Source organism: Leptothoe sp. PORK10 BA2 (genome assembly GCF_034932105.1).
GTDB lineage: Bacteria > Cyanobacteriota > Cyanobacteriia > Phormidesmidales > Phormidesmidaceae > Leptothoe.
In genome coordinates this window covers 19,466-29,160 of sequence record NZ_JAYGIG010000039.1, presented here as the reverse complement: position 1 = coordinate 29,160, position 9,695 = coordinate 19,466, and the positions used below count along the sequence as shown (strand labels likewise).

Genomic DNA, 9,695 nt, shown 5'->3' with positions numbered 1-9,695 from the left:
CTAACTCAGCGGTTTTGAGATAGCGCACCGTATGCCCTTGTTTACACAGATGGTCCGCTAAGACACAGCTCAAAAATGTTTTGCCCGTGCCTGTGGGTCCGACCAGGACTAAGTTGAGGTGGTCGGCTAACCACTGTCCTTGGGCCCATTCGAGGAACTGTGCTTTTCTTAACCCCCGTGGCACCTCAAAATCAACATCAGCAATGGCCGCACCAATAAAGAGCTTGGCCTGCTTCAGGCGTCGCTGCTGTCGCTGGTGCTGTCGCCGTAGATATTCACGTTCCACGAGCAGTGCCAATCGTTCATTAAACGAGAGATTGTGATAGGTGGGCTGAGCCTGCTGCTCCTGCCAGGCGTCAAGGAAACCAGTGAGCTTCATGTCTTTGAGCTGGTCGAGTGTTGGTTGCATGGTCATGATTAGACGTAGGAGAGATTAGCTGTAGTAGGTCTGGCCGCGTAGATTATCGTGGTCGATACTCGGTGAGTCGGACTCCTCGGCCCCTACCGGCACCTCATCGAGATGCGCCTTCAAAATGGCTTTCAGGCGTCTGAGTCCGGTCATGCCAAACGCATTGGCTCGTCGACAGGCAAACTCTAGCCGCTGGGGGCCATGGTGTGTGGCTAGCCGCTGGAGTCCTTTGATAGAGCGAAAGGCCTGTTCTTCATGGTCGTGTTTATCGAAAATGGCACTGACCTGGGTTTTAGTGTGTGGGCCAATCTGCTCAGCCCAGGCCATAAACCGGTCCTTTGATTGATGCTTGTAGGCCCAATGCTCAGGGGGCATATGGTCTGGCAAGGTGCTGTGTCGGTAGGGGGAACGCGCACGCGGATGCGCGGCAATCCGGCGGTGGTCGTAGAAGACCTCGACAAACTGTTCGCTCATTTTGACCGTCACCGACTGCCGTGCAAACCAATACGGAACTGAGTAGTAATGCTTGTCCACCTCGATGTGGTAGTCCACATTGACCCGGGCCGTTTTCCACGTGGCAAAGACAAAGGGATGCATGGGTAACGGCTTCAATTCAGGCTGGTCAGTTTTCTCAAACAAGGCTCGACGCGACAGCCCATACCCTTTCATTATGCGGCTGTTCAGCTTGGCGAGATACTCACCCATAACGTCGTTGAGTTCAGTGAAACTGGTGAACTGCCGGTGACGCAAGGGGGCGAGGATTTGACGCTCGACCTCCTGCACTGCTTTCTCCACTTTCGCTTTATCTCTCGGCTTCCTCACCCTCGCTGGAATCACGGCCACACCATAGTGCTCAGCAAAGTCGTGATAGCTCCGATTGATGCCCGGTTCATACCGGCAAGGAGCCGTCACACCTGACTTCAAGTTATCGGGCACGATGGCCGCCGGAACACCCCCGTAGAACGCCAAGGCTCGCTGATGCGACCCTATCCAATGGGATAGCGCCTGACTGGGGGTCGCCTCGGCATAGGTGTAGTTGCTCGCCCCCAAGCACGCCACGAAAATCTCTGCCTGAGTGACCTGACCTGTCGTCGGGGCGGTGACTGGAACCGTCAGACCTGAATAATCCACAAATAGCTTATCGCCAGGTGTGTGGATTTGACGCATGGACAGATTATGACGCTTTTTCCAGTTGTTGTAGCGGCGGCAAAAGTTGCCATAGCTACAGCTCCATTCCCCTGTGTTCAAGCCTTCCTGCCATAGCAACGCCAGCGTCACGCCTTTCTTCGCCAGCTCACGATGGACCTGCTCGTATGAGATCGTTTCGGGGGACGCCGTCAGTTTTCGTTTACCCTTCCCCAGCAGGGCTTGGGCTTCGCTATCGCTCAGCTGCTGAAGGTGCTCGTAACTCAACGATTTTGCCGTAGCACGTCTCAGATAGTCTTGGACGGTTGAGCGCGCTACGTTACAGCTACGCGCTATTTCGGTCTGATTGTGGCCTAACTCATGAAGTCGAATAATTTCTCTGAACTTCTCCATCGGCAAGGTTGCTCCTTGTGACTTAGCTCCCATTCTTCGCTTTTCCACCTCTACAGCTGTTTAAAAAAGCAGTGTAGTCGGGTGCCGAAGTGGGCGTGATTTGCCTGCCGAAGTTACCCGTGATTCAGGTGCCGAAGTGGGCGTGATTCAGGTGCCGAAGTTAAGCGTGAATAGGGTGCCGAAGTAGGCGTGATTTTGCAACCTGAGCCCCTTTGACCACTTTGTGAAGCGACAGCTCAAGCTGAAGCGCTATCTGCGCTACGTGGATGATTTTGCGGCCTTCTCGGATGATCGGCCGAGGCTTGCCGATGCTCGGTTAGCCATGGAGGGGTATTTGGCGACACTACGGCTGAAGATGCATCCCATTAAGAGTCAGCTGTTTGAGACGCGGTATGGGGCTAACTTCGTGGGGTTTCGGGTGCTGCCGGATCGGATTCGGGTGCGGAATGATAACGTGCGACGGGCCAGGCGACGGCTGAAGGCGTTGCAGCGGCAGTATGGGTTGGGGGAGATTGACCTGGAACCCTTGGTACAGAGACTCCAGAGCTGGGAGGCGCATTTAAAACATGGGGATACGTATCGGCTGCGGCAAAAGGTGTTTGAACGGCATACGTTTATGAGAGATGAGGAGTCAGGAGTCAGGGATCAGGAGCCAGATGGGGAGGATATGGATATGTTTATGGAGTTTTGATGGCCTCAGGTAGTGCTGCCCACTCCATCTTCTGAATTCTCTCTTCTGAATTCTGTTGAAAAAGTGCAAAAGGGGAAGAGGGTAAAGGGCTACTGAAGAGACCTGGGGGGCGAACAGCAAACGCGAAAACCGATATCGTTGTAGCGGTAGTCGGGCGTAAGGTTGTCGCGGTAAGCGGAGCGGCAATTCCAAGGAAAGTTGATCCAGGAGCCACCGCGTAGAATGCGTCTTGATGAATCTCCGCCCTCTATCCAGGCACTGCCATCAACAGGAGCCTCTTCGTAATTATCATGCCAATGATCCTGGCACCACTCCCAGACGTTACCGTGCATGTCGCACAGGCCAAAGGCGTTGGCTATATCAAAGTGGTCTACCGGGGTGGTTTCCTCTCGGTATTCGCCCTTGGGGCCAGGGCCGTAGGAACCTGAATATTCCTGATTGCCTATCGTTCGATCTTGGCCGCAGTAATTGGCCAGATCAGTGGTGATGGTTTCACCAAAGTGGAAGGGTGTGATGGTCCCGGCTCGGCAGGCGTATTCCCATTCGGCTTCGGTGGGGAGGCGGTAGGAGCGCCCCGTGTGGGCAGAGAAACGTGCGCAAAACTCCACCGCGTCATGCCAAGATACTTGCTCGACAGGCCGGTCATCCCCTTTGAATTGAGATGGGTCTGGATCTAGCTCCTGGTTGACCTGGGGCATGGCCGCGACGGCTCGCCACTGGGCCTGGGTGACTGGGTACCTGGCCATAAAAAACTGAGACACCGTCACCTCATGCTGGGGGCCTTCGCGCTCCAAGCGCTCAAGCTCACCCCCTGGGGAGCCCATCAGGAAGGTGCCGGAGGGGATGAGCATCATTTCAAGGAGACGGACGTCTGCGGCGAGGGACTCTTCGTAGTATTGGTTTTGTCCCTGACGTTTGTTGATGGTGAGAGATAGGGCCTGCATATTTTCTCTGCAAAGAGCAAAAGGGAAAGAGGGTAAAGGGCTACTGAAGAGCCCTGGGGGGCGAACAGCAAACGCGAAAACCGATAAGGTCGTCGCGGTAGTCGGGCGTATTGTCGTCGCGGTAAGCGGAGCGGCAAATCCCAGGAATGTAGATCCAGGAGCACCCGCGGACGATACGATTTGCGTTTTCATCCTCAGTGAGCCAGGCACTGCCATCAACAGGAGCCTCTTCGTAATTATCATGCCAATGATCCTGGCACCACTCCCAGACGTTACCGTGCATGTCGCACAGGCCAAAGGCGTTGGCTATATCAAAGTGGTCTACCGGGGTGGTTTCGTTGCGGTCTTCGCCCTTGGGGCCATCGGCATAGGTGTAGTCGCCATTGTAATTGGCGATTTCGGTTGTCAAGGTGAGGCCAAAGTGGAAGGGTGTGGTGGTCTCGGCTCGGCAGGCGTATTCCCATTCGGCTTCGGTGGGGAGGCGGTAGGGGCGGTTGGTGTGCTCAGCCAGTCGAGCACAGAACTCGGTAGCCTCGTGCCAAGACACCCCCTCAACAGGACGGTTATCGCCTTTGAAGGTAGATGGGTCGGGAGCTAGCTCCTGGTTGACCTGGGGCATCGCAGCCACCACTCGCCATTGGGCCTGGGTGACTGGGTAACGGCCCATCAGGCACTGCGGTACGACCACTTCATGTTGGGGGCCTTCTGCTGCGCTGCGCTCAGGTTCATTTCTGGGTGACCCCATGTCAAACTTGCCTGCTGGAATCCATACCATCTCTAAAGCCACGTCGTCTGAGAGGGTCTCAACCCATCGTCGAGCCTGGGCACGAGTTTTTTTTACCACCCAGGTTTGTCGCCGTAAAATCCCTGTTCGCCGACGTTCTAGGGTGCCGGTTTGAAATTCAAAGGAGTCTAGCCCGGACTGGGGGAGGGTAATGGTGGCAATGGTGAATGTGGCGGTTTTGAAGGATGGAAAAGTAACCTCGGATGGCTCATCAGCGCTAATTAATTCACCTTTGGTAAATTCAAGCACCTGAATAGGGGGCCATTTCAGCGTCTGATCGGGAATATCTGGAACAGCGATTTGTTGTGAATCAGATGAATCAATGGCATCGACCCAAGCGGCATAATTTCCCCCTAGTCGTCGCAAGGCACTTTTAGCGATGCGGGCAAATTCTAAAAACTCTTCTCCTGCATCAGTCAGTTCATCCTGTAATAGTAACAAGGCTGTAAATGTGTAAATAGACTTGCCCAACTTCTGCCCAATATAAGCAGAAACCGCATTCAAAACTGTCTCTGAGCCAGAGATAGAGGCTATCTCAGTAAGATGCTCACGTACCCCAGGGACAAAGTCATAGCGACGTTGAGTGGAAAATAAACTCCCCTGTTTTACTAGAGCGTCTTGCTCTGTCGTAACCTGTTTACCATCTAAGCGCTCAATTAAACCACTTAAAAAAACCTCAGCTACATGCAGCGGTGTGGAGTGGGGCAACATCTTAGCCTGAATAATGTAAATCAGGGATAACTCCACTGGCACCAGTGCCATAAAAGCAGCTAATTCACGGGCGGTAGGAGATGCGGTTTTGTTAAATCGATTGACCATCTGCTGGGCACGGTCATTGATAGACAAGTCATTAGACTTGAGCGACCTCGCTGTGGAAGGCACTGCTTGCAGTGCTTCTTGCCAGTTTGCATCAAACCAAATACCCGGTGCTTGAGCATCGCCAAACCCTGCCAGCATCCTGGACCACTGGGCAATGGCAGACGGTTCTAGAGTAATAACTGGCAGATTGAGCCCCGGATCATCCTCGTGATCATCTTCATCCCAGACCAAGGGCAAGTAGTGAATTAGCTGGGTATTTGCCTCGCCAGGCAAACGGGCTGAAAAGGAGGTCTTCAGCCCGGCACCCAATATCGTTTGTGACCACAATCGTTCGGGTAGCATCTGTACAATTGCTAGGGGACCATGGGTTGCCCATAGTTTTAAGTAATTGGCTTGTAGTATCCCTTGCCGCCAAGCCGGAGAAAGGCAGTCACTGACCACCAAAATCAGCCGTCGTCCAGATGTATCAATTAACGCTTTGGGGTCACGGGGACACGATAACGTAGCTGGACGGTTTGCAAATAACTTAACAGATGAACCGGTTTGCAAATACCAGGTGGTAATAGTGCGAAAAGCGCCCTGGCGCTCCAGGACTTGTCGAAAATCTCGAATCGTATCTCGCCATAGGAAGCTAGACGCAGAATCTTCGATTACCAGGGCGAGTTCCAGCCAGCGTTCACGGGCAGGTTGCACCACCGTCATACAAACCTGCTGCTCAGCCGTCTGCTCAGCAGTAGCATCTTCGTCTAGCTCCATCTGGGTGTAAGAATCAACTCGTCGCATGAGAGGGCGTAACGACCGCCCTAGAGCCAGGGTTCTGCGTAGAGAAGGTGACGTTGGTGTTTGAAAGGCAATACCACGTTGGACCGATTGGGGCTGAGTTGTCTGGGGCGGTAGCGACTGAGTCAGAGAGAGATCAGGCTCGCCCTCAAAGAGTGGGCTAGGCGCTGTATTATCTATTTCGGTTTGGACCGTTTCTTGCGTATTGACAGTCTCTTTTTCGGTGACAGACGCACCTGCAGGAGCATCAATAAACGGAACCAACCACAACAGATCAGCAATATTTTCGCCATCCCAATCAACACCGGCCTGTTTAAGACGAGCAATGAGCGTTGCTAAGTTAACCGATGCACCCTGGGTCACTATACCCCTGATCCCGATAGGGGTTTTAGGATTTTTTCTATTAGATCGCCATCAGTTGCCTCCATGGGGTTACCCTCTTGCAAAAAGAGATAGATGGCATTTAACAACTGATCGGTGGCGAGTTCTTCTCGACCTCGTTTCTCAACAAAGGTATCAATGATAGGTTGAGCCTTCGTTAAGACATCTTTGTCTAATTTCAATAGATGACGCTTCACGATATCGGCCAACTCTTTGGGGCTGGGCTCACCCATATCGAGGCGAATACACCGACGTAAAAAGGGTGGAGGAAAATCCCGCTCACCATTACTCGTCAGAATAATAAAGGGAAATGCATTGCACTGCACTTGACCATTTGTAATGGTGGCCGTTTCATTAGACCGTGTATAGGACGTACTCACCTCAACCTCAGACAGCACTTCTTTGATGCGTTCTAGTTCGTCAATGCGATAACGGCCTTCCTCAAAGGTATGGAGCAAATCATTGGGTAGGTCAATGTCGCTTTTATCGATTTCATCAATCAATAACACGCGGGGTCGCTTAAGGCGATCGTCAGGCAAAGGCAGTAATGCAGTTCCTAAAGGCCCCAGGCGAACGTATTTACCAATGGATTTAAGCTCTGAGGCAAGATCCTTATCTGGAGTGGAAGAAGACTGCTGCTGCTGATTAGACTGATTTGTAGATTGCTTTTTATACTGGGAATCTTGTAAACGCCCAATGGCATCATAGCTGTAGAGCCCTTGCTTAAGGGTTGCGCGAGTGGTGATTGGCCAATAGAGTACCTCACCGAGCTGGAGCTCATGAGCTACCGCATAGGCTAGAGAGGTTTTGCCTGTGCCTGGCTTGCCAGTTATCAATAAGGGACGTCGCAGATACAATGCCGCATTGACCAACTGAATTTGCTCAGGATGAGCCTTAAACGTCGTGCCCTTTTGCTGCTGATATTGACTAACATCTTGAAATGCCCGCCAACCTGGTGGAGCTGGCAAGCGATCTAAGTCATTATGGGGCTCTCCGGTTCCCTTATAAATTTCCCAGTTGGTCATGATAACGACTCGCTTGTTAAGTACTGATCGGGGGGCACATGGTAAGGATTGTCCCATAGGAGGGCTAGATGATACCCCAGTTCAGAAGATGTGGTGCAATCGGCCTCGTTAATCGGCTCAGGAGCGGCACGTCGCTGGGTCAGAACTCGCTGAGGGACTTCGTTAAGATGGGTATTTAGGATAGCGGTCTCTAGCAGATGCTCCCAGTTTTGCTGAGCTTGATTTTTGCGTACCCACACAGCCAGAGGAGTCCCCGACACAATCAATAGGGCAATGTCTCCAGCATTGGTCAAATCAGGGGATGATGTTAACTTCAGACCGAGCACATTTGGTGATTTGATATCACGCCGAATGGTTTTAGTTTTGCCAATCAATACCTGACTGGCAGGGGTTTGATCATTAGCTTGCACCTGAGCCCATTTTTGCTTCCACCGGGGAATTGCCCGTGGTTGAAAAAGACGATCTTGGGAACGTACAATCACTTGGGAACAGTAATCGGAGCCGATACCCAACGGCTCTGCCATCTCTTCCGCCAGTCCCTCATAAAGCATGGGAAATCGCTCGGCAGGAGCGTCTAACAAGGAAAACGGTAACAATAGCTCTACGGTTAAATCAGCTGGATTAATACCCACCTGCCCCACCTGATCTAGATAGGTGGCGATCAACCTGGGTAAGTCTTGCGAGCTAACACCTTGGCTGGGAGAGGACTCTGACTCTTCTGAAGCAACAGCAGAGCCTGTTATCACATCGCAAACCGCTAGAATTTGGGCACCGTCATCACTGGTGAATGGATCGTACTTCGCAGGGTCTGGAATGAGCCAAGCACGAACATCTAAACAGTCAGAATCGTCGTCAGGTTGAACCCTGATAAGTAAAACGGGATGATTGGGAGCAATGGCCTTATTGCTTTCGGAAAGGGCCAGATCACCCATGTGGATGCGTATAGCATTAAAGTTTTGGGTATAGTGATTAGCCCAGGTAGTCAGATGAATTTCCAAACCATCAAGTTGACGGGGCTCTGAACGGTTAAGCAATGCTGCGACAAACTGCACTAGCTTGTCAGGAGGTTGTCCTTCATCTGAAGGTTGGACGGCCCCTGAACTCATGTCTGCAAGATCATCGAGAATATTCGCTAGCCCCTGTTGAGAAAGGGTTAGGGCATTTTTAGAACGGCACAACTGGTAGGCAGTCTCGATTGAACTTTGGAGCGCAAAAAAAACGGGATGGAGGATATCGTGTAACCGTTCACGCTGAATGATCCGCAGAGCAGGGCGGAGGTGCTCTACGGGAATCATGAAGGCGAGGCGATCTTCTGGCTGGAGGTCATCTCGAGCCACAATCATGCCGACACAGCGCTGCTGATACCAAACTGGGGATCCGCTAAGCCCCCCTCGGACCGTAGTACCAATGGTCTGGGAAACTTCTATTTGAACCCAGTTGGTCATAGGACAGGCAGTGGTCGTGCCGCGAGTAGTCGCAGTGATATTACGACCAGCAGCATTACCATCGGCATAGCCATAGGCTTCGACAATAATGTCTCGATAGCCTTGAAAATTTATTGCAGGTTGAACAGGAAGGCGATCTAATCTAACAGGGTCCAACAATTGCAAAACGGCTGTATCCTGGCCACCTTCGTTATCCGTAAATTGGCAATTAATGACCTTGGCTGATAACTTCTGAGAATCGTCAGCTCCATCAAAAACGAGCTGAATAATTTGATTTCGAGATTCTGTGTGATCCCTAATATTCAGTGCTTTAACCACCACATGGGCACAGGTAAGCAGATAACGACCACCTAACCAAAAGCCAGTACCGACTATCTGCGCTGAATCAGCACGATAGATCTTAATAATTGGCTTGAGAGCTGTATCTAAGTTAAACGCTGTCATTTAACCCTGATCTTTGGACCACTTGAGGGTGACTTCAAAGGTCACCTCGCCGCCAACAGAACCGAAAACAACACCCGCTTCAGCCGCTAGCTTCAAACCAAAGGTCACTTCTACGGCATCGGCTGGGGTTGTGAGTCCGGATTTCATTTGGGAAACCACCTCAGAGATAACGGGTCGCACCTGGTTTAGGGCTGCTTCAAGGGATTGACTGGCTTCAATGACAAGTTGATTGGTGCCGGGTACAGCTACCCGTTGCACCCCTGAGCCCCGGCCACTCGTGACCGGGGGCCGATCTACCTCAACCAGAAACGTCATATCGTCTTCGTCGCTAAGCTTAAACTGGGCCAGTTCTTTTTCCATAGCAGCTGATGATTTTCCAGGCATTCCTACTTCAATATCAACAATGATTGCTCTAAAGATTCGGAAAAGTCCAG

7 protein-coding genes and 1 pseudogene are annotated in these 9,695 nt (G+C 51.9%); 1 reads left to right on the top strand and 7 read right to left on the bottom strand.

Features of this window, described 5'->3' with window-relative positions:
- A partial coding sequence (locus VB741_RS10950; RefSeq protein WP_323365212.1) for an ATP-binding protein occupies positions 1 to 409 on the bottom strand: 409 nt, incomplete at its 3' end.
- 24 nt (positions 410 to 433) lie between these two features.
- A complete protein-coding gene (istA, locus tag VB741_RS10945) occupies positions 434 to 1,948 on the bottom strand; it encodes an IS21 family transposase (protein ID WP_323365211.1) in 1,515 nt (504 codons plus the stop codon).
- Between the two features lie 202 nt (positions 1,949 to 2,150).
- On the opposite strand from istA, the pseudogene VB741_RS10940 reads away from it, so the two are divergent.
- Positions 2,151 to 2,639, top strand: a pseudogene (locus tag VB741_RS10940) (RNA-directed DNA polymerase); the annotation flags it as partial.
- A gap of 89 nt (positions 2,640 to 2,728) precedes the next feature.
- Here VB741_RS10940 and VB741_RS10935 read toward each other — a convergent pair.
- Genes VB741_RS10935 through VB741_RS10915 form a run of 5 tightly spaced genes read right to left on the bottom strand, consistent with a single transcriptional unit; the run spans position 2,729 to position 9,621 of the window.
- Positions 2,729 to 3,583: a formylglycine-generating enzyme family protein gene (locus VB741_RS10935; RefSeq protein ID WP_323365209.1), complete on the bottom strand. Its 855-nt coding sequence runs from the start codon at positions 3,581 to 3,583 to the stop codon at positions 2,729 to 2,731.
- A 40-nt stretch (positions 3,584 to 3,623) separates the two neighbouring features.
- On the bottom strand, positions 3,624 to 6,329 hold the full coding sequence (locus tag VB741_RS10930; RefSeq protein ID WP_323365208.1) for a formylglycine-generating enzyme family protein: 2,706 nt from the start codon (positions 6,327 to 6,329) through the stop codon (positions 3,624 to 3,626).
- Positions 6,329 to 7,372 (bottom strand): AAA family ATPase, encoded by a 1,044-nt coding sequence (locus VB741_RS10925; RefSeq protein WP_323365207.1) that lies wholly within the window; start codon positions 7,370 to 7,372, stop codon positions 6,329 to 6,331. The genes VB741_RS10930 and VB741_RS10925 overlap by 1 nt, the downstream gene beginning before the upstream one ends.
- Positions 7,369 to 9,261: a VMAP-C domain-containing protein gene (locus VB741_RS10920; RefSeq protein ID WP_323365206.1), complete on the bottom strand. Its 1,893-nt coding sequence runs from the start codon at positions 9,259 to 9,261 to the stop codon at positions 7,369 to 7,371. The genes VB741_RS10925 and VB741_RS10920 overlap by 4 nt, the downstream gene beginning before the upstream one ends.
- Complete coding sequence (locus VB741_RS10915) at positions 9,262 to 9,621, bottom strand: CU044_2847 family protein (protein ID WP_323365205.1); 360 nt, start codon at positions 9,619 to 9,621, stop codon at positions 9,262 to 9,264.
- Positions 9,622 to 9,695 lie beyond the last annotated feature (74 nt).